The following is a 20,214-nucleotide window of genomic DNA, read 5'->3' on the forward strand; positions in this document are numbered from 1 at the left end:
CCAATCCGCGGCGCGTGCGGCTCCGAACTCAGGGGTGACACCATCCCCGGGCCTCATGTCAGGCCCACACACCGAGGAGTGCCCACCATGTCCACCAAGTCCACCAAGTCCACCAAGTACACCGCCAAGACGGTCGCCGTCGGCTCCGCCGCCGCCCTGATCCTGGCCCTCGCCGCCTGTTCGGACGACTCGGACGGCTCCGACGGGTCGACCGGCTCAATGACCTCAGGAAGTTCCAGCACCTCCAGCACCTCCGACATGGATGACATGACCGACTCCACCATGGACGAGCATTCCGGCCACGGCTCCGGCGGGGACATCACCCCGGTGAGCACCGGCGACCCCTTCGCCGACGCGATGACCGCGGCGTCCCACATGCCGATGACCGGCCAGACCCTCGCCGACGGCATCGTCGCCTCCGCCGGCATCGACGGTGACCCGGACTCCGACGCCGCCACCCTGCACGCCGACCTGGCGTCCAACCTGCAGGAACACGTCTACCTCGCGGGCATGGCCGTGGCCACCGCCTACACCGAGGGAGCGGACTCCGACGCCTTCGCCGCCGCGTCCGACGCCCTGGACGCCAACGCCGTGGCGTTGGCCGACATGGTCGCCACGATCGACCCGGACAAGCGCGACGCCGTGCTGGAGCTCTGGCGTGACCACATCGGCTACTTCGTGGACTACGCCACCGCCGCCAAGGAGGGCGACGAGGCGGCGAAGGCCGCCGCCCAGGACGACCTGACGCAGTACACGGTGGATGCCGGCGAGGCGTTCTCCGGACTGTCGCAGGGGGTCATCGACGCCGGTGAGGCCACCGAGGGCCTGCAGCACCACGTCGACAGTCTCTCACAGGCCATCGACGCCCTCGCCGCCGGCGACACCGCCGCCTACGGGGACCTGCACGCCGCGGCGTCCCACGGTGGCGACTTCATCGCCACGCTCGCCTCGGGACTCGCCGAGGGCAACGACATCGAGGGAGATGCCACCGACGATGCCGCGACCCTGCGCGTCACCCTGGCCACCGGGCTGCAGGAGCACGTGTACCTCGCCGGGGTAGCCGTGTTCACCGCCTACACCACGGAGGGCGGCACCGACTCCGAGGCGTTCGCCGCGGCCGCCGACACCCTGGACCACAACTCCATGGCCCTGTCGGAGGCGGTCGGCTCCGTCGCCGGGGAGGAGAAGGGCGAGGAGTTCCTGGCGCTGTGGCGCGAGCACATCGGCTACTTCGTGGACTACGCCAACGCCCTGGCCACCGACGACACCGCCGCAGCGGACGAGGCGCTGGAGAACCTCGACGGCTACCGTCCGCAGGCCGGCGAGTTCTTCGCCGGGATCACCGACGGCGAGCTCGACGCCGATGAGCTGGCCGAGGGCCTGGCCGGACACATCTCCACCGTGGCCGGGACGATCCAGTCGCTCAAGGACGCTCTCGTCGACTGAACCATCCCTATGATCGACCTCATGACCCAGCAGACCCCCGACCCCGGGCGACGAGACCAGACGCAGCTGACCGCACTGGTCGAGCGTGCCGCCGCCGGCGACCGGGGGTCCTTCGGTCTGCTCTACGACGAGGTGTCCCCCGTGGTCCACGGCATCTGCCGTCGCGTCCTGCGCAACGAGGGCATCGCCGCCGAGACGACCCAGGAGGTGATGCTGGAGTTGTGGACGAGGTCGTCGTCCTACGACCCCGCCCGTGGCACCGTGTACGCCTGGGCGGCGATGATCGCGCACCGTCGTGCCGTCGACGGGGTGCGTTCGGAGTCCTCCCGCCGGGTCCGCGAGCACCGTACCCACCACGAGTTCCGGGACGTCGACGTGCCGGACGCCGCCGGCGGCTCGGGCGGGGTGGACACCGACCTGCTCCGGCGCGAGGAGTCCGACCGGGTGCGTCACTGCCTGGGCGAGCTCACGGACCTGGAGAACGAGTCCCTGGTCGCCGCCTACTTCGGTGGGCGGACCTACTCCGAGGTGGCGAGCCACCTCACCGCGCCGTTGGCCACGGTGAAGAGCCGTATCCGCTCGGCCCTGTCGCGCATGCGCACCTGTTTGGAGATGAGTTGAGATGACCGGACCGGACCGTGATGTTGACCGTGACCGAACCGATGAACTTCTCGTCGGGCTGGCGCTCGACGCCCTGGACTCCGCGCAGGACGTGCGGGAGGCCGAGGCGCTGGCGGCGTCCGACCCGGACGCCGCGGCCGCGCTGCGCCGCTACCGGGAGGTCGCCGCGCAGCTGGCGGCGGTGCACGAGACCGCCCCGCCGCCGGAGGTGAAGGAGGCGGTCATGCGCCGCCTCGCCGCGGACGGTGCCGGTGGTCCTGATGCGCCGGCGGCCCCGGTCACACCGGTCACCCGGTTGGACGGTTACCGCCGCTCCCGCAGGACAGCCTGGGTGATGACGGCGGTCGCCGCGGTCTCCCTCGCCGTCGCCGTGCCGTCGCTGACGGTGGCGATCTCCCAGCACAACACCTCGGTGCAGGCCGAGGACACCACCCGGGAGATCACCCGGATGCTCACCTCCCCTGGCGCGTCGGTGACCTCGGAACGTGTCGGTGACGGTGAAGAGGGGTCCGTGGCGGTCGTCGCCGCCGGTGGGGAGATGACCGTCATCGCCCGCGACCTGCCCGGGGTCGCCGACGACCGCGTCTACCAGTTGTGGGCCCTCGACGACGCCGGCGAGCCGACCTCGGCGGGCCTGTTCGACGGTTCCGACGGGGTCATCAGCGTCGGCGGCGACGGCGGGGCGGACGGGACCGGGGCCGCCGCGATGGCCGTCACCGAGGAACCGGCCGGTGGTTCACCGGCTCCGACGAGCGACCCGGTGGTCGTGCTCGCGCTCGGCGGCACAGACGGGAACGGCTGAGCCGTCAGCCCACGTGCACGCGCGGGCGGCGGGCCTCGTCGGGTTCCACCCGGCGCAGCACCGCGCGTGTGACCGCGGCGTTGTGGCCACGGCCGACGGTGAGGAAGCGCAGCATCTCGTGCACCGGCGTCCCCGTCCCCCACTCGAAGTAGAGGTCGGGCACCACACCGACGTGCTCCCGGGCGTCCAGGGCGACCGCGGCGACGGCGTTGGGCATCGTCGTGGCCGTGACGTTCAGTACCGGCACCCCGTCGACGGCCCGGCCGGTGATCTCGAGCACGGAGGTGAAGTCGCTGGCGTCGGTCACGCTGACCTCGAGGAGCACCAAGGCCCGATCGGCCGGCAGGTGGTTGGCGCGGCGCACGCCGCGCTCCCGCGCCGCCACGTCCCCCGCCACGTCCTGCGCGCAGGTGGCGACGAGGTGCAGCTCCCCGGTGCCGGCGGCAGCGGCCTGCAGGATGTGCTGCGCCGCGGCGTCGTACCGGATCTCGGTGCCGCGCAGCTCCAGCGAGCGGCGTGTGCGTGACACCGCCGAGACCACGATGATGCCCACGATGAACCACGCCGCCACCCGCAGCCCTTCGGGACGTTCAATCACGTTCGCCACCAGGGTGTAGCCCAGCACCAGCGTGACCAGGGCGAACAGGATGGTCGCCCGACGTGTGCCACGGTGTCTCGTGTGCAGCGTCACCGCCGACGCCCCGGAGAACAGCAGGACCAGCACACCGGTGGCGTAGGCGCCGGACTGGGCGTCCACGTCGGCGCGGAAGAGAAGCACGAGCAGCACCGCCACGCCGGTCAGCACCACCACCATCGGACGCGAGCGTCGCGCCCACGACGGTGCCATGCCGTAGGCGGGCAGGTAGCGCGGGATCAGCGCGAGCATCCCGGCCATCGCCGAGGCACCGGCGAACCACAGCACCGCGATGGTGGAGGCGTCGTAGAGGTTGCCGACGACGGGCCCGAACTGCTCGTGCGCCAGCCACGCCAGGGCGCGGCCGTTGGCCTCACCGCCGGACGCCAGCTGCCCGGCGGGAACCAGCATCGTCACACACAGGGAGGACGCCACGAGGAAGGCGCTCATCACCAGCGCGCTGACCAGCACGAGGCGGCGTCCCCCGCGGATGCGGGAGTCACGTGCCGCGGTAGCGGTGATCTCGGTTCCAGGATCCGTTCCGGGGCCCGGGCGGATCAGCGGCATCACCGACACCCCGGTCTCGAACCCCGACAGTCCGAGCGCCAGCTTCGGGAAGACCAGCACCGCCACGGCGGCCATGGCCCACACGCTCGAATGCTGGCTGGACAGTGCGGCCGTCCAGTCGGCCACGTGGCCCGGTTCGGTGAGGATGCGCCACAGTCCGGCGACGACCACCGCGGTGGTCAGTGCCAGGTAGACACCCACCAGCACCACGGAGACCCGCACGGCCTCGGTGAAACCCTTGAGGAACACCGCGGCGAGCAGGCCGACGAGTACGAGGGTAACGGGCAGGAGGAAGGGGCTGGTCGAGGAGCTGAGCAGGTGGGCCGCCGCGTCCGAGGCGGACAGCGTGACCGTGATCATGAAGTCGCAGGCGGCGAAGCCGAGCAGCACGAGGACCAGGAGTTTCCCGCGCCAGCCGCGGACCATGGCGGCGAGCATGCCGACCGAGCCCAGACCGTCCGGCGACTCGGCGGCGATACGCCGGTAGACCGGAACCGCCCCCAGCAGCGTCACCGCCACCAGGACCAGGGTGGCCACGGGGGCCAGGGCACCGGCCGCGGCGACGGCGATGCCCGGCTGGTAACCGAGGGTGGAGAAGTAGTCGACGCCGGACAGGCACATGACCTTCCACCACGGGTGGCGGGCGTCGTGCCCCGTACTGTGACCGGTGTCGTGGCCGGCGGTTCGGAGGGGACGCGGCACCTGTGCGGTGAAGGCGTCCCGGCGGACCGGTGGATGGCCCTGCGCTCTACGTATAGCAAGAAGCTACGCCCGTGCACCCCCGGCGACAAGGGGTATTAGCAGGTCAGATGTCCTGTGTCAGATGTCCTGCGGGTTCGCGACCTCGTAGGCGTTGATGACCTCGTCGGAGAGCTTTCCCCGGGAGGACACCACGAAACCGTTGTCGTTGGCCCAGTCGCGGATGCGCTGGTTGCGCTTGGAGCGCTGCACGCGCGCCGCGTTGGCCGACAGGGTGCCCTTCGCCTGGCGCGGCCCGGTGGAGGCACGGACCTTGCGCGCCACCTTGAGGTAGGGCTCGAGCTCCTCGGCGAAGATCTCGGCGTTGAGCTCGGAGAGGTCCATGACGTAGTCGTCGCCACGGAAGCCGAACTTCACGCTGCGGACCTCGTCGGGGGCCAGTTCCTCACGGTCGATGTCGTCTACGTAGGTGATCACTGTTCGTCGTCCCATTCCGGTCAGTCTACCATCGACCCCCCTTTTCCCCGGAGGCTCGGTGGCGGTCCGGTGGCGGTTCCGAACGCCCCCGTGACGGTGCCCCCAAACGTCACACTATTTCTTGCGCAAAGCATTCTTTTTCTCTCGTTGACTTTCCATTCGAGGGTGGCCACGCAAGGCCGGACACCGATACCGGCGCCATCCCCTGTACGGGGCTAGGGGCGACCGGTCGGATAAGGGGGACGTCCACCCTCGATTGGAGGTGGACCGACCTTTATCGTTCACCTGGCGAGGATCATTACCTCCATTCCCTCGTTCCGTTCCGGAAAACTCAAAAAGTGGCACGGAAAGTACCTATCTCGCTAGGCTAGCGACATGACCGACGATCACGGCCTCCGGAACTCCCGCCCGCCAGGGCGCCCGAAGACGGCGCTGACGCTGTCCCCCGAGGAACGGGCGACGTTGACCGAGTGGGCGAAAGGCACGCCGGACACACCGTCGCCGAACGGGGACGGTGGGCAGCTCGCCCTGCGCTCCCGGATCATCCTCGCGTGCGCGACAGGGGCGCCGAACACCCGTGTCGCAGAGCATCTCGGCGTCTCCCGACCGACCGTGGGCAAGTGGCGCAGCAGGTTCGTCGAGCGCCGGCTCGACGGACTGGCCGACGAACCCCGTCCGGGGCGTCGCCCGTCGATGACCATCGAGGAGATCCGCGCGGTACTCAAGGCACACCACCCCGGGCGCCACCACGGCCGGACGGGAACGGCGGACTGGACCCGGCGGGAGCTCTCCCGCCGTACCGGGCTGTCGGTCTCCACGATCGGCCGGATTTGGGGACATCTCGACATTCCGAACCTCGAGACATAATCCGACTATTCGTACAACTAAAGTTAATATCCCGGGCTAAGAATAACGGGCCCGCGACAGACGGAGGCAGCATCTCCCGCGTCGGCCATTTCGGCGAATAACCGCGTCTGTCGCCGGCTTCCGCACGCCACATTCCAATGATGACTCAGCGGCAATATTCCCGCGTCGGACCTGCACTGACATGAGATACGCCCCGGGGTGTCGTGCCGGTGACACGACAGTGACGCCCGGTGCCCGCGACCGAGATCGCCCTTCGGCCAATATCCCGCGACGCCCACTTACCTCGCCGCTCTAGCTATATGAGTTAGTTGTGCCGACCGGTTATGCTGAGTACATGTCAACGGACTACTGGTACGACGCGACGGACCCCGCAGTGGCTCTGCTGCACGCCGTCCGCCGCTTCCGCCGCGCCGACCAGGAGATGCGGCGTCATCTCGGGGTGGACATGGGCATCAACGCCACCGACACCGAGGCCGTCCGGCACGTCATCGCCTGCGAACGTGCCGGCACGCCCGTGACGGCCCGCGGCCTGGCCGACGCGCTGCACATCTCCACCGCCGCCACGGCGAAGCTGCTCAACCGGCTCACCGAGTCCGGTCACGTGCGCCGCGCCCCACACCCCCACGACCGGCGCTCCGTCGTGATCGTCGCCACCGACCACGCCCACGAGGAGGTGGACGACTGGCTCTCCCCGATGCACGAGAAGATGATGCAGGCAGCCCACGCGGTACCGTCCGGCGACCGGCAGGCCATCATCAGGTTCCTCGACGCGCTCACCGACTCCGTCGGTCCTGAGGCCCCTGGGGATTCCGGGTCTCCGGGGGCGTAGAACGCCGCGGGGGCAGCGGGATGAACGCCGAGGTCCGTCGCCGGTAGTCCTCCCACCCGGCGCGACCCTGCATCCGCTTCTCCAGCAGGCGGGCGCCGGTACCCCACACCAGCGTCACGGTCATCGCCACCGGCGAGACCAGCGCCAGGAGCGCTGCCGGGGCCGACGGCACGGCCCCGGCGGCGGCGATCCAGATCCCCCACCACACCACCGCCTCCCCGAAGTAGTTCGGGTGGCGGCTCCACGACCACAGACCACGGTCCATCACCCGTCCGGACACCCCCTGTGCCCGGAAGGCGTCGAGCTGCCGGTCGGCGACGGTCTCCACCACCAGCCCCGCCAGCGCCACCGCCACGCCGACGACGACCAACGCCCACCGCGCACCTGAATCACCTGTGGCTCCTGCCGCCGCCGCAACCTGCAGCGGCACGGACACCAGCCACGCCACCGCACCCTGCGGCAGCAGCACCGAGGTCAGCAGGGAGGACGCCGGTTTCTCCATCAGCTCCTCGTACCGGGGGTCCTCGACGTCGTGACCGACGCGGGTGAGCAGGTGACGGGAGAGCCGCGCGGCCCAGACCGCCACCACCGCGAGCATCAGCCACGCCGGCGCGCCGGACGGCCCGACGAGCACCGCCGTCACCGAGTTCAGCAGGATCAGCGGACCCCACAGCACGTCCATCACCGCGACCCGGCCGCTGCGGCGCACCACCACCGCCACGACCGCCATCACCACCACGGTCGTCGCGGCGCAGGCCAGCGCGACGCCCAACCAGTCAGCGAACATCGCCGCCCCCTGTGCCCTCGGTCGTGCCGTCGGCCGCGTCCGCCCCGGGACGGGTGGCCAGGATCTGGTCGACTCCCATGCGCCCCTGCCGGAACGCCATGCCCCCGCCGACGAGGTAGAGGTGCCAGACGCGGAAGACCTCCTCGCCGACGAGATCCACGATGCGGTCCCGGTTGCCGAGGAAACGGTCGATCCAGTGGTCCACGGTCCGGGCGTAGTCCTCGCGCATCCCCCGCACGGCGCGCACCTCCAGACCACCGTCCTCCAACATCGCCACGGTCTCCCCCAGGGGGCGCATGTGCATGTCCGGGGCGATGAACGCCTCGATGAACGGCCCGCCGCCGGGGTGACGGCCCCGGCGCGACATTTGCTGGAGCAGCACCCGCCCGCCGGGACGCACCCGGTCGCGCAGCGTGCGGATGAACGTCGGGTAGTTGCGCTGGCCCACGTGCTCCCCCATCTCCACCGACGAGACCGCGTCGTAGACACCACGCACGTCCCGGTAGTCCTGCAGCATCACGGTGACCCGGTCGTCCAGCCCGCGCTCACGCACGAGCCGCTCGACCCAGTCGCGCTGCTCGGACGAGATCGTCACCGCGGTGACGCGCACGCGGTAGTTCTCCGCGGCGTGCACCGCGGTCGACCCCCAACCGCAGCCCACGTCCAGCAGGTGCTGGCCCTCGCTGAGCTGCAGGGCGGTGCACAGCAGGTCCAGCTTCGCGCGCTGGGCGTCCGCCAGTGTGCGTGCCGGTACCGCACCGGCGTCTGCACCGAAGTAGGCGCAGGAGTACGACATCGTCTCGTCGAGGATCTGCGCGTAGAACTCATTGGACAGGTCGTAGTGGTGGGCGATGACCGAACGGTCCCGTGCACGGGTGTGCACCCGGCCCCGCAGGTGTGCCTGGGACGCCGGCGGTGCCGGACGTCGCCGCACCACACCCAGTTCGCGCACCGTGCGCAGCACGTCAGCGACCCCGGCAAGACCTGCGAGCCCGGCAGAACCCGGGGAGGACGCCGGCATCCGCAGGCGGACGTCCGGACGCCGGGCCAGCGCGGCGAGGCGGGCGAACCCCTCGGCCAGCGGGTCGCCGGCCCCTGTCCCGGCGGCTTCAGCGTCGATCTCACCGGTGACGTAGGCCTGCGCCAGGCCCAGCTCACCCGGCGACCACAGCAGCCGGGTCAGCGCCTGCGGGTCGTTGACCACCAGCGTCGGCACACCCGCCGCGGCGTCCGGCCCGGCCACGCTGCCGTCCCAGGCGCGCAACCGCACCGGCAGTTCCTCCGGGGCCACCCCGGTGAGCTGCGTGACCACCGACACCAGACGTCCCGCGACGCCCTCATCCTCGTTCCGCACCCCGGTCATGACCGATCCTCCCGTCCCGTGGTGGAGTCCACCGGCCGGTGGAACTCCAGTTGGCCGACGTCGATGTAGCCGGCGGCGAACCCCGCCCGGCAGTACGCCAGGTAGAAGTGCCACAGCCGACGGAACGGCGCGTCGAACCCGAGCTCTCCGATGCGTCCGGCCTGCCGCTCGCACGCCTCGTCCCACAGGGCCAGCGTCCTGGCGTAGTCCGCGCCGAAGAAGCGACGGGCCCCGGGACGCAGGCCCGCCCGCCGCGCCGCGGCGTCCAGCGCAGGCACCGACGGGATGCACCCGCCGGGGAAGATGTAGGTGGTGATCCACGTGGCGTTGTCCCGCGAGGCCAGCATACGGTCGTGGTCCATGGTGATCGCCTGGACGACCGCGGTGCCCCCGGGTGTGAGGCGGTCCCGGATGCCCGCCATGTAGTCGTCCCAGTACTCGTGGCCGACGGCCTCGACCATCTCCACGGAGACGACCGCGTCGAAGGTGCCGGTGACCTCCCGGTAGTCGCGGATCTCCACGTCCACCAGGTCGCCCACCCCGGCGCTCGCCGCGCGCTCCCGGGCCAGGGCGGCCTGCTCGGCGGAGAGCGTGACCGTGTGCACCCGCGCCCCACGCCCGGCGGCGCGGATCGCCAGCTCACCCCAGCCGGTGCCGATCTCCAGCAGGCGGGTGCCCGCGCCGACCCCGGCACGGTCCAGGGCCCGGTCCATCTTGGCGTCCTGCGCCGCACGCAGGTCCAGCCCCGGCGGGTCGAACAGGGCCGAGGAGTAGCTCATGCCGGGGTCGAGGAAGGCGGCGAAGAAGTCGTTGGACAGGTCGTAGTGGTGGCTGATGTTCGCCCGCGCCCCGTCCACAGTGTTCCGCTGGGAACGTGGTCGTCGCCGCAGGTAGACCGCCCGGAACCGTTGCATCCAGCCGGGTACCAGGGTGGTGAACCTGCGGCACAGGGCGGTGAGTGTGCCGGCGAGGTCGTCGGCCTCCCAGTCGCCTGCGGTGTAGGACTCGCCGAACCCGGTGAGCCCCCGGGCGCCCAACCGGGCGTAGAACGCCCCGGGACGCAGGACACGCAGGTCGGCGTCCTGCAACGCCTGGGCGGGGTCGCCGGCGTGCGCGACGGTGATGCCCGCGGTGCGTGCCGCGCGCACCAGCAGCCGCCGGGTGACGCGGGCGGCGGTACGCGCCTGCGGCGGGGCCGGCACGAGACCGGACGGGTGCGCCGGGGCGGGCACGGGCGGGGCGAGGGGTGTGTGTGCGGTGGTGTCTGCGGTGGTGTCAACGGGGGAGTTCACTGGTCAGGCTCCGTTCGGGGTGGTGTACCGGGTGATTTCTGGGTGGTGTTCTGGGTGGTGTTCTGGGTGGTGTTCTGGGTGACTGTCTGGTCGAGGCTGCACCGGGAGGCGACGGGCCCACAGCCACACGCCGTGCACCCGGATGAGCACCGCGGTGAGCAGTGCCGCCGGTGCCGCGCGCACGGTGTCGGACCAGCGGGGGCCGCCGTCGTGGGCGGGACGCCCGTGCACCGAGGCAGTGAAGGAGTAGCCCGGCGTCTCCAACGTGATCCCCACCTGCACCCGGCCGTCGACCGGCCGCGGGGCCCGGATCCGGTAACTCCCGTCGGTGCCGTGGAACGGGGAGACGTAGAGCTCCTTGTCCGCCCGCGCCCGGCCCGCCGCATCCGGACGCACCACGTAGGCGTGGCGTCCGCCGTAGGTGTTGCGGACCTCCAGGACCATGGCCAGCGGCGAACCGTCCTCGGCGTCGCACCAGAACACCGACAGCGGGTTGAAGCCGTTGCCCCAGGCCCGCGGCATCGCCGCCATGGCCACCCGCCCCACCGGGGCATGCACCCCACGCTCGACGAACAGGTCGACGATGTTGTCGCGGATGCTGCGCCCCGGGTCGCCCAGGTGGTCGCCGGCGACGAACGCGCCACGCCACCACGACGCCGCCCCGTGGTCCGGCAGGTGGTCCAGGTCCACCAGCCACATCCACGAGCGGTTGGTGAACCGGTGCACCAGCGGGGAGGTGCGCGCGTGGCGCACCCGGGTCCGCAGCACGCGGTTCACCGGACGCTGGGGCGGTGCCGGCTGTGCTGGCTGTGCCGGCGGGGTCGCACCCGGGTCCTGCAGCAGCCGCACCGCGGCGTCGTGCCCCGACCGCGCACCGTCCTCGTGGAACCCCCAGCCCTGCCAGGCTCCGGCGAAGACGATGCGCCCGGTGTCGAGCTCACCCGCCCGACGCGACGCCGCCACCGAGGACGGCGTGTACACCGGGTGCCCGTAGCGGCGGGTGGCCAGCACCGTGGCCGGGTCGACCAGGTCCGCGGCGTTCAGCGTGACCAGGTAGCGGGTCCCGTCGGCGTGCGGCAGCCGCATCAGCCGGGTCATGTCGTAGGTCACCACCACGCCCCCGCCGTCGCGCTCCAGGTGGTTCCACGACGCCCGCGCACCCGCCGCCCGCGGCAGCAGCGAGGTGTCGGTGTGCAGCTGCACCTCGTTGCGCGAGTACGGGATCGCCGACAGGATCTCCCGCTGCACCGCCGACGGCTCCTCCAGCATGTCCAGGGCCTGTTGCGGGTGGGTGGCCACGACGACCCCGTCGAAACGTCGGGACGTGCCGTCGGCGACGGTGACGACGACCGACCCGGCGTCCTGCCGCACGCCGGTGACGGACGTGCCCGTGAGCACCTCCCCGCCACGTCCGGCGACCACCGCGGTGACGCGCCGGACGTACTCGCGTGACCCGCCGACGACCGTGCGCCACTGCGGCGAGCCGAACACCTGCAGCATGCCGTGGTGGTCGAGGAAGGTGAACAGGTACCGCGCCGGGTAGCTGCCCGCGGTGTCCGGGTCGCAGGACCACACCGTGGCCACCAGCGGCGTCATGAAGTGCCGCACGAAGTAGTCGGAGAAACCGCCCTCGTGCAGGAACTGGGTCAGGGTCTGTTCCTCTGAGGTCCCTGCGTCCACCGCCAGCAGCCGGCGGGCCCGGCGGTGGAAACGCAGGACCTCCCCGAGCATCCGGAGGTACGCCGGACGCAGCAGGTTGCGCCGGTCGCCGAAGAGCCCGGCGGCGCCGCGGGCGCCGGCGTACTCCAGCCCCGCGCCACCGTGCGCGTCGTCGGCCCGCACCGACAGGGACATCTCCGCCGGCCGGGTGCGCACCCCCAGCTCGTCGAAGAGCCGGGTCAGCACCGGGTAGGTGCGGTCGTTGTGGACGATGAAGCCGGTGTCCACGTTCACCTCGCCACCGGCGGTGGTGACCGTGGTCGTGTCGGCGTGGCCGCCGGCCCGGTCGTCGGCGTCGTACAGGGTGACCTGCGCTCGGGTGGACAGTTCGTGGGCGGCGGTCAGTCCGCTGACGCCCGCGCCGACCACGGCGATGCGTGGTCGCGTCGCGGCGGGGTCCAACGTGTCCATAGGTTCCGTGGGGTCCATGGGGTCACTTCCTGTCCTGCACCGGGTCAGTGGTGCGGTGGATCTGCCGGTCGTGGTTAGTTCAACCAGGTTAGCTATTTTCTTCCGACCGCGCCGACCCCGGTTCGACGGCGACCGCGTGGCACAATGACATCCATGCAGACCCCCATGCCGTCAGCAGCTCAGCTCCACCGCGACGGGACCACCGCAGCAGTCATCGTCACCCACCGACGCGTCGCGCTCCTGCGCAACTCCCTCGCCATCGTCTGCGGGCAGACGCACCCGGTCGACAAGGTCATCGTCGTCGACAACGGCGACCAGGACGAGGTGCGCGTCCTGCTCGAGGAGCTCGCCGGCGACCGCGCCGTGTACGTCCCCTCGAAGACGAACCTCGGCGGCGCCGGCGGCTTCGCCCTGGGCTTCCTCACCGCCCTCTCCCTCGGCGTGGACGCCGTGTGGTGCGCCGACGACGACGGGCGTCCCGCCGACGACCACGTCCTGGAGAACCTCTACGACGTCGCCGAGTCCCACGGGCTGGCCGAGGTCTCCCCCGCCGTGTGCAACATCGACGAGCCGGAACGACTGGCCTTCCCCCTGCGCCAGGGCGTGGTGTGGCGACGCTACCTGCACGAACTGCAGGGCGACTTCCTGCCCGGCATCGCGAGCCTCTTCAACGGTGCACTGGTGAGCGCCGAGACGATGAAGGTCATCGGTGTGCCCGACTACCGCCTGTTCATCCGCGGCGACGAGGTCGAGTACCACCGTCGGCTGGTGCGCTCGGGCCTGCCGTTCGGCACCTGCCTGACGACGTCCTACCTGCACCCCGACGGCGCCGACGAGTTCAAGCCGATCCTCGGCGGACGGATGCACACCCAGTACCCGGACAACGACACGAAGCGCTACTTCACCTACCGCAACCGCGGTTTCCTGATGAACCAGCCCGGCATGCGCCGGCTGCTGCCGCAGGAATACGCACGCTTCGGCTGGTTCTTCCTGGTGCAGCGACGCGACGTGAAGGGCTTCCGCGACTGGCTGGCACTGCAGGCGAAGGGTCGCGGGGAGAAGTTCTTCCGGCCGTAGGCTGCCCGCCACAGTCTCGCCGCCACGCGGCGTTCGACACCGTACGGTGGACAGAAACAGTGTCAACCCGAATCAAGGATGATCACCCGTGTACCGCAGGAAACTCCTCGTTCCCACGCTTGCGCTTCTCCCGCTGGCAGCATGCGGCCAATCGACCTTCGTTGGGGATTCCGGGACGATGGAGGACGAATCAGGGCGGCTGACCGTCTTCGTCAATACCTGCGGCGAGGAGATCGAGGGGGTCACCGTAGCCTCGGACGGCACCACCATCGCCGAGTACACGCCTGCGGAACCGGCCTCCGGCGCATTCACTTTCGTACTCGGGGACCCGGCACCGTCCGAGCCTGTTTCCTGGGATGTTTCAGAGGTCGGCACCACGACCACAGACCCGGACTCAAAGATCACGGTCACACCAGAACTCAGCGATGCAGACTCCAACACTCAATTCCGGAATGCCGAGTCCACTCGTTCCAGGATCAGTGACTCCGCCGGCCAAATTGTGGTCGGCAAACCCCATAAGAGCGGCGACCAGACGCTCGCCTATCCCCAGGACTGGGAAGAGATCTGCCGTACGACAGAACCTCCGTCCTCGTCAGCACCCCCTTCCTGACCGAGCACGGCGTCCGCGACGCCGTCCGCCGGTCGCGGTCCACCACGCCGGCCGTAGCCCATCCGCCACGCTGCATTCCCCTCTACAAACTGCCGTACCCGGGGTTCAGCTCCGGAGGCATGGGACCCTCTCCTGTGAATGCAGGAATGAAATCAGCCAGTGATCTCGTCGGCCAGCCCCATCATGCAGTCCGCAACCAACTCGCAGGTCTGAGACATCGTCGCCGACAACTGCCGGTCGGTCATCCCCGCACCAACAAACTGATGCAGCGCGTAAATCACCGAGGTCGACCCATCCGCATTGCGATGCACGACGACCACCGCACCCGCCCGGTTCGTCGACCACCTCCACGCCACCGGTAACAGCGGATCCGCGTTCTCCGGGTCGGCGAGCATCACCTCAGCACTGGACGACACACTGAGCACGTCACCGTTGACGGCAATATCCACCGCCGGCTGACCCCAGCGGATCCGCAGCACCCCGTCCTCATCGACCCGTGAAAGCTGCCCGGACCGCGACGCGAAGTCTTCGGTGATACGCTGCGGCGTCACCGGTGCAGTGTCACCAAAGACGAACCCGAAGGCGTTGCCAGGAATGATGAACTGGGCGGCCATCTTCTCTGTGGCAGCGATATCCTGGGGTTGCCCAGTCAGTGCTACCCCTCCGGGGCTAGCTTCGGTGTCGGGTAGCTGCCGGACAGCGTCAGGCCACTGCTCGTCGAGCCACTGGTTCAGGTTCATCGCACCGAAAACGACGGCACGCAGGTACTCGTCGAGCTGGGCGACGGTGTGCCCCTCCCACCAGTTCGTGATCATCTCACCGCGCACCCGAGTGTGGCCCTGGCTGTCCTCGTAGGAGAACACCCGCGGGGCCACGAAACTGTCATTCCACGTGTTGACCACCCGCTGGATATCAATCGGATCCAGATCATCGAGGGTGCCGTGCCAATCCATCACCGCATCATGGGCCAGCGGAGACTCTGACGAACCAGAGACATCGATGCGCAGGTCGATGCCACCCAGGTCCAGCTCATCCAGCCCGAGAGCCGCTGACTGCAACCACAGTCTGGTGGTTCCGTCACTCACGGCGGTCAGGCCCGCACCAGAAGCGACGAGCTGAACAGCCTTCGTTGCAGCAGCAGCATCAACAGCACCCGGGGTGACATCACCGACCGGCTCCGCGGTTGACTGTGCCGGGCGCGGGGCCGGTTCCTGGCTTGTGCTTGACTGTGACTTCTTCTTACCGAATCCGAACATCAATGACCTTCCGAGTAATTACCGTGCGCTTCGTTCAGGGGTAGTTGACGGTGGAACTACTTTCCTGACAACTCATCTACCTTCATCACTACCTCGGCCTCGTACCAGTCAGCGAACTTGTATCCGTGCTCCGTGGAGACGATCTTTCCCTCCTCAGCCCTCTTATCCCACCACTTGTACTCGAAAAGCGGGCTACAGATTCCGGGCCCAAAACGTTCGTCGTCGTCCTCCTCGTCGACCAGGCCGAACATACTGATGTAGCTCGGGCCCTCCACGGGATCTTCGACGTAGTCTTTTTTATCGCATATCTGCCGAAACTGTGACATGCCAAGAAAGAGAATATCCCGCATGACATAACCTTCATCCTCCCCTCGAAGGACGAAGTTATCTTGCTCCTTAACAACGCGTCGCGCTTGCTCACGGAGAACCTCGCTCGTAAGGCATGATGCGTCCATAACCTGACGCAACTCTTCAGAGAACTCGCCGGACTTAGCCCTCAGTTTACTTCGTATTAGCCATTCTGGTTCCTCCTCTTCGCGGAGTCGGTTGAGAAATGAGGAGAAAGACCGTGCCACAAGCTTGGTCTTACCTACCTCCGAATCGACGAGGATAATGGAATGCGGTGGATATCGCAGCATGCCGTAGTTGATGGCCAAGCACTCGTCGAGACCGCCTTCCAGCTCACAGAACACAAGAAGCTTGTCACTAATTCCGTACTCATGGATAAGGCCACGCAGGTACGGTGAATCCAGTGCGATGTCCTCACCGTCTCCGTCCCGGAGGGAGCCATTCCCGTAGATCCGGTCAAGAAACCAGGCGTCCTCGTCAGGATCCCTGACGCTCCTCATCGGCAACTTTGCCGCTTCGCTGCTGACGATGCCCCCACCGGTCGATTTGATCAGCTCCCGGTACGATTTCGGTAGTCGTCTCCCGATATTCTTTTCAATCTCATCAATACGAGAGTCACCACAAGGAGAAGCGGGGACATCGAACATGTCGGAATAAGTTACTTTACCCATTATTTAGTGACTCCATTTCTATTTGGCCGGCCGAGAATAGTTTCACGTCTCGGACCACAACTACTCCCCAGATAGCATAGCCAACAGCATTCTTTACTTCACTATGAGCATCCTTCGGCACGGAAATCGCCACGACCTCCTCTTCGCAGTGCCCCCCCCAGTGGCGAAGCCGACCGTCCGCTCAGCTACGAAAGATCACCCAACGCTGGATGATGAAGTTCAGCACCGTGGCGGTGCCCTGCGCGATCACGAAGCTGATCGCACGCACCCAGAACCGGTCCAGGTCCATGTCCTCCAGCCACGGGATGCTCAGCGTGTACAGGCTGACCTGCACCGCATAGGTCGCCAGGTAGGCGATCATCGTGACCACGAACCGCTTCACCGACGGCTCCGCCTGGAAGGTCCACCGGCGGTTGATCAGGTACGCGGTGAGCGTGCCCAGCACGAAACCGACGGTCTTCGACGTACCGTCCCCCAGGCCCAGCAGGTAGAGCAGGTAGGTGCTGCCGAAGTCGACGACCGCGCCGACCACACCGGTCATGATGAACCGGAACAGCTGGGTCTTCAACGTCAGACGCTCGACCTCCCCGGGCACCGGGACTTCCTGCTTCTCCGTCACTTCTCGTCCTTTCCCGGCAGCGGCGTCACCTGCGTCGGTATGTAGTGCTCACGCGCGGCCCGGAAAGTCCACAGCTTGTTGACCAGGAAGTTCACCGGGATGGCGAAGCACACACCCAGCAGGTTGCCCCAGTAGATCGGGTCACGCAGTCCCGTGGAACCGTCCCAGATCTCCCGGGACAACGCCACCGGCGACTCCGGGTTGATCAGCGCCGTCTGCACCAGCAGGGAGACCAGCAGTCCACCCACTCCGACGAGCATGAACGGCACCAGTTCGCGGAACCAGTTCGACTTGCCGGACGTGCGGAACGTCCACCGGCGGTTCAGGTTGAAGTTCCACAGGTTGGCGACGATGAACGCCAGGACCGAGAACACGTGGTACCAGCGGATGTGGAACTGGGTGCCGAAGAGGTTGGCGAAGGCGTGGTGGCCGTCGAAGTCCCACAGCCACTGGGTGGTCTTGTTCAGCACCACGACCACCGCCGAGTTCACCACCACGCCGGACGCCCCGACGATGCCGAACTTCAGGAACTGCCGGAGGAGGCGCCGGTAGCGGTCGGCGGTGGACAGCCGGCCAGTGCCGTTGCCCGACCCTCCCGGCTCACCCGGCTCGTCCGCGGCGGAGCCCGGCTGTTCGGCGATGGCGTCGGTCACGACGGGCGTCCTCTCTGTTCATGTGTTCGGAGACTTATCGGACATACGCTACTGGCACAGCGGTGATTTGCGAAACCTCACCGACACCCCCGCCGTGTCGGCTCAACCCTCGTGACGCTGCAGGAGGTAGCGGTACATCTCGAGACGTTCCAGCAGGCTGCGGCGTGGCACCAGCGGTGTCACCACCGCACGGGAGTCCTCCCCGGCCCCGGCACCACAGGACGCCAACGTCCATCCCGTCGCCGCGGACAGCGTCCTGATCTCCGCCGCATTCAGCGGGTCGGTGGACAGCCGGCCACCGCCCGGCGCGATGTCGGCGTCGGCGCGGGTGAACCCCAGGGCCGCCATGAGCATCTCGGAGATCTCCCCGGCGGTCGCCCGGTCGGACAACGTCGACAGCGCCACGATCCTGGCCCACGCCGCGGCCCGTCCCACGGGCGTCGACTCGGCGGGCACCCCGTCCAACGCGGCCCTGGCGAACTCCGGCACCTGCGCCGGACGCCCCAGGTCCAGGGCCTGCAGCAGGGGCGTGAACTCGTAGAGGTCCCCCGCCAGCAGCAGCTCACGGAGCTCCGGGGCCAGCCCGTCGAGGATCTCCTCAACGGTCTCCTCCCCGGTCAGCGCGACGTTGACCGCGGCGAGGTCCACGTCGCGTGGGAAACCCGGGCCCTCCGTCGACTCGGAGGTGGTGTCGAAGACCAGTGCGTCCGCGGCGACCGTGCGCCCCACCCCGCCCGGGTCACCGCGCGACTCGGGCACGAAGTCGCCGGCGAGGCAGACCGCGTCGGGCGTGTGCTCGTCGCGGGTCATCGCCCCGGCGGTGGTGAGGGTGAGCACCACGTCGTCGGCGAGCAGGGTCGCGGTGCCGTCACGCCCCAGCGCCTCACCCAGCGGCGTGCCGATCGGCCCGGCGGTCCGGCTGTAGACACGCAGCCGGTCACTGCGGCGCGCCTGCAGCGACCATGCCGGTCCGGCGTCCGGGTCGTCGAGCATCCCGGTGGCACCCGGCCAGTCGAAGGCGACGAGGACGGCGCGCACCGTCTCAGCGACGGACAGCCGGTCGTTCAGCCCCAACGCCCGGGTGTGGAAACCCGCCGACGGGCGGTGGTACTCCGCCAGGATGAGCAGGGTGGTCGGTTCGGCGGGCTCATCGTCCAGCAGCGGGAGGGTGGGCAGACGCAGGACCGCGGCAAGGCCGTCACCGGCCGCCGGGCCGCGTGTGCGGTCCGTCCGGGGAGCATGCCGTGCGTTCATGCCACCCAAGGGTAGCGACGTTGCCGACGCTCTGCCGCCGGAGTAATGGGGTCAGTTCAGCACGAGCGGCAGGGCCCGCAACTCCCCGCCGAGACGCTGCACGCGCAGCTTCTCCACACTGTTCCAGCTGCGGACGAGCCCGCGCACCGCCCGGGCGGTGGCCATGCAGCGCACGACCGCCGTGGCTGCGTCGCCCTCGAGGCCCTGCGGCAGGGCCGCCCCGGGGACTGCGTGCGACTCGGTGACCTCGAAGACGATGTCGTCGGCGTCGCCCCAGGACGGCTGACGCTTCCCCGGGTTCGCCTCGGCGAAGTCCGCACGGTTGCGCTCCACCCCGGCGCGCACCGCCTGCACGGTCGCCTCGACGTCCACGGTGCGCACACCGTCAGCACCGTCCAGCGCTGTCCCCTCGGCCAGGAACACCGGGTGGCGCAGCAACAGGGAGAGCACCGTGTCCCGGTCGTCGCGGCCCTCGATCCAGTCGGCGTCCGCGGCGAAACCCTGCACCCCGTCGGAGTCCACCAGCCACGCGCCGCTGAAGTCGCCGAGCAGCACCCGGGCGTCGACCTCCACCTGCCACACCGCGGTGACCTCGCCGACCGTCGCGGCGACCATCACCGGCGGATCCTGCGCACGCGTGCCGCCGGCCTGCCCCGACTGTGACGTCCCCGTCGCGGCCGTCATCCGCGCGCCCGCTCGTTCAGGACGTACAGGACGCCGAGCTGCGCGGCACCGTAGGTCGTCGACGGCAGGGCACGGAACAGTCCGCCCACCAGCGGGATCCGTCCGCCCACGGCGGTGACCACCGCCGCGCCCGCGGCGTCCAGTTTGCCGTTCACCCAGGCGCCAACGCCGACGGCCACGGTGCTGCCCGCCACCAACGTGACGGTGCCGGGCACCGGGCCGGCGTCCAACGACCCGCGCAGGTCAGCAACACCGGTGGCGAGCTGCTCGCGCTCGGCGTCCGACAGGGCCTCCCATTCCTCGGCCAGAATCAGACCGGCGCCGGTGGCCACGACCGCCGCCTGCCCGATCCGGCGGGGCCAGGTGCGCTTCACCACGTCGCGCACCAGGTAGTAGCCCAGTGTGGTGGCGGCGACGATCCGGAATTCCCTCGACGACAGTGGCCGTGCTGACCTGCCCATGGTGCTCCTTCGCTCTTACGCGCTCTACTTTTCGCGGGTACGTTCCTGGCACCTAGTGTAGAACAGC

At 69.2% G+C, this 20,214-nt stretch carries 20 protein-coding genes and 1 pseudogene; 7 read left to right on the plus strand and 14 right to left on the minus strand.

Annotation, left to right across the window (positions count from 1 at the left end):
- The first annotated feature begins 87 nt into the window (after positions 1 to 87).
- The 3 genes from ACT3UN_RS09295 to ACT3UN_RS09305 are packed head-to-tail and all read left to right on the plus strand — an operon-like array spanning position 88 to position 2,869.
- Positions 88 to 1,446, plus strand: coding sequence for a hypothetical protein (locus tag ACT3UN_RS09295; protein WP_444656931.1), 1,359 nt, complete (start codon positions 88 to 90; stop codon positions 1,444 to 1,446).
- 21 nt (positions 1,447 to 1,467) lie between these two features.
- Positions 1,468 to 2,067, plus strand: coding sequence for a sigma-70 family RNA polymerase sigma factor (locus ACT3UN_RS09300; protein ID WP_301442985.1), 600 nt, complete (start codon positions 1,468 to 1,470; stop codon positions 2,065 to 2,067).
- Position 2,068: 1 nt separating this feature from the next.
- Positions 2,069 to 2,869, plus strand: a complete 801-nt coding sequence (locus ACT3UN_RS09305) for an anti-sigma factor (protein WP_301442986.1) — start codon at positions 2,069 to 2,071, stop codon at positions 2,867 to 2,869.
- Between the two features lie 4 nt (positions 2,870 to 2,873).
- On the opposite strand, the gene ACT3UN_RS09310 is transcribed toward ACT3UN_RS09305, so the two are convergent.
- Together ACT3UN_RS09310 and ACT3UN_RS09315 are read right to left on the minus strand one after the other, a co-directional pair.
- On the minus strand, positions 2,874 to 4,691 hold the full coding sequence (locus ACT3UN_RS09310; protein WP_444656932.1) for an amino acid transporter: 1,818 nt from the start codon (positions 4,689 to 4,691) through the stop codon (positions 2,874 to 2,876).
- A gap of 198 nt (positions 4,692 to 4,889) precedes the next feature.
- Entirely contained in the window at positions 4,890 to 5,261 is a 372-nt protein-coding gene (locus tag ACT3UN_RS09315; RefSeq protein WP_301443484.1) for a histone-like nucleoid-structuring protein Lsr2, read from the minus strand.
- A 360-nt stretch (positions 5,262 to 5,621) separates the two neighbouring features.
- On the opposite strand from ACT3UN_RS09315, the gene ACT3UN_RS09320 reads away from it, so the two are divergent.
- Together ACT3UN_RS09320 and ACT3UN_RS09325 are read left to right on the plus strand one after the other, a co-directional pair.
- Positions 5,622 to 6,113 carry a helix-turn-helix domain-containing protein gene (locus tag ACT3UN_RS09320; protein WP_444656933.1) on the plus strand — a complete coding sequence of 164 codons (492 nt, stop codon included), beginning with the start codon at positions 5,622 to 5,624 and terminating at the stop codon, positions 6,111 to 6,113.
- 334 nt (positions 6,114 to 6,447) lie between these two features.
- Entirely contained in the window at positions 6,448 to 6,942 is a 495-nt protein-coding gene (locus ACT3UN_RS09325) for a MarR family winged helix-turn-helix transcriptional regulator (protein WP_301443487.1), read from the plus strand.
- Here the strand turns inward: ACT3UN_RS09325 and ACT3UN_RS09330 are convergent.
- The 5 genes and pseudogenes from ACT3UN_RS09330 to ACT3UN_RS09350 all read right to left on the minus strand — a co-directional run.
- Complete coding sequence (locus ACT3UN_RS09330; protein ID WP_301443488.1) at positions 6,887 to 7,729, minus strand: DUF1295 domain-containing protein; 843 nt, start codon at positions 7,727 to 7,729, stop codon at positions 6,887 to 6,889. The genes ACT3UN_RS09325 and ACT3UN_RS09330 overlap by 56 nt on opposite strands.
- Positions 7,719 to 9,092, minus strand: coding sequence for an SAM-dependent methyltransferase (locus ACT3UN_RS09335; protein ID WP_301443489.1), 1,374 nt, complete (start codon positions 9,090 to 9,092; stop codon positions 7,719 to 7,721). The genes ACT3UN_RS09330 and ACT3UN_RS09335 overlap by 11 nt, the downstream gene beginning before the upstream one ends.
- The gene (locus tag ACT3UN_RS09340) at positions 9,089 to 10,384 is read right to left on the minus strand and encodes a class I SAM-dependent methyltransferase (RefSeq protein WP_441578793.1); all 1,296 of its coding nucleotides are present in this window, start codon (positions 10,382 to 10,384) and stop codon (positions 9,089 to 9,091) included. Before ACT3UN_RS09340 ends, ACT3UN_RS09335 begins: the two co-directional genes overlap by 4 nt.
- A 3-nt stretch (positions 10,385 to 10,387) precedes the next feature.
- Entirely contained in the window at positions 10,388 to 11,161 is a 774-nt protein-coding gene (locus ACT3UN_RS09345) for a DUF1365 domain-containing protein (protein WP_444656962.1), read from the minus strand.
- A gap of 39 nt (positions 11,162 to 11,200) precedes the next feature.
- Positions 11,201 to 12,514, minus strand: a pseudogene (locus tag ACT3UN_RS09350) (NAD(P)/FAD-dependent oxidoreductase); the annotation flags it as partial.
- 153 nt (positions 12,515 to 12,667) lie between these two features.
- Here ACT3UN_RS09350 and glfT1 point away from each other — a divergent pair.
- Both glfT1 and ACT3UN_RS09360 read left to right on the plus strand, forming a co-directional pair.
- A complete protein-coding gene (glfT1, locus tag ACT3UN_RS09355; RefSeq protein WP_441578794.1) occupies positions 12,668 to 13,591 on the plus strand; it encodes a galactofuranosyltransferase GlfT1 in 924 nt (307 codons plus the stop codon).
- Between the two features lie 178 nt (positions 13,592 to 13,769).
- Complete coding sequence (locus ACT3UN_RS09360) at positions 13,770 to 14,201, plus strand: hypothetical protein (protein ID WP_301442626.1); 432 nt, start codon at positions 13,770 to 13,772, stop codon at positions 14,199 to 14,201.
- A gap of 152 nt (positions 14,202 to 14,353) precedes the next feature.
- Here the strand turns inward: ACT3UN_RS09360 and ACT3UN_RS09365 are convergent, their stop codons facing one another.
- The 7 genes from ACT3UN_RS09365 to ACT3UN_RS09395 all read right to left on the minus strand — a co-directional run bounded on the left by ACT3UN_RS09365 (position 14,354) and on the right by ACT3UN_RS09395 (position 20,147).
- Positions 14,354 to 15,457 (minus strand): hypothetical protein, encoded by a 1,104-nt coding sequence (locus ACT3UN_RS09365; RefSeq protein ID WP_301442627.1) that lies wholly within the window; start codon positions 15,455 to 15,457, stop codon positions 14,354 to 14,356.
- A 56-nt stretch (positions 15,458 to 15,513) separates the two neighbouring features.
- Entirely contained in the window at positions 15,514 to 16,452 is a 939-nt protein-coding gene (locus ACT3UN_RS09370) for an SMI1/KNR4 family protein (RefSeq protein ID WP_444656934.1), read from the minus strand.
- A 205-nt stretch (positions 16,453 to 16,657) separates the two neighbouring features.
- Complete coding sequence (locus ACT3UN_RS09375; protein ID WP_301442629.1) at positions 16,658 to 17,095, minus strand: GtrA family protein; 438 nt, start codon at positions 17,093 to 17,095, stop codon at positions 16,658 to 16,660.
- Positions 17,092 to 17,664 (minus strand): GtrA family protein, encoded by a 573-nt coding sequence (locus ACT3UN_RS09380; protein ID WP_301442638.1) that lies wholly within the window; start codon positions 17,662 to 17,664, stop codon positions 17,092 to 17,094. Before ACT3UN_RS09380 ends, ACT3UN_RS09375 begins: the two co-directional genes overlap by 4 nt.
- A 186-nt stretch (positions 17,665 to 17,850) precedes the next feature.
- The gene (locus ACT3UN_RS09385; RefSeq protein WP_301442630.1) at positions 17,851 to 19,002 is read right to left on the minus strand and encodes a hypothetical protein; all 1,152 of its coding nucleotides are present in this window, start codon (positions 19,000 to 19,002) and stop codon (positions 17,851 to 17,853) included.
- A 51-nt stretch (positions 19,003 to 19,053) separates the two neighbouring features.
- The gene (locus ACT3UN_RS09390) at positions 19,054 to 19,686 is read right to left on the minus strand and encodes an N-acetylglucosamine-6-phosphate deacetylase (protein ID WP_301442631.1); all 633 of its coding nucleotides are present in this window, start codon (positions 19,684 to 19,686) and stop codon (positions 19,054 to 19,056) included.
- Positions 19,683 to 20,147 carry a hypothetical protein gene (locus ACT3UN_RS09395; protein ID WP_301442632.1) on the minus strand — a complete coding sequence of 155 codons (465 nt, stop codon included), beginning with the start codon at positions 20,145 to 20,147 and terminating at the stop codon, positions 19,683 to 19,685. The genes ACT3UN_RS09390 and ACT3UN_RS09395 overlap by 4 nt, the downstream gene beginning before the upstream one ends.
- Between the last annotated feature and the right edge of the window lie 67 nt (positions 20,148 to 20,214).

This window comes from Corynebacterium sp. AOP12-C2-36 (assembly GCF_052379185.1).
GTDB lineage: Bacteria > Actinomycetota > Actinomycetes > Mycobacteriales > Mycobacteriaceae > Corynebacterium.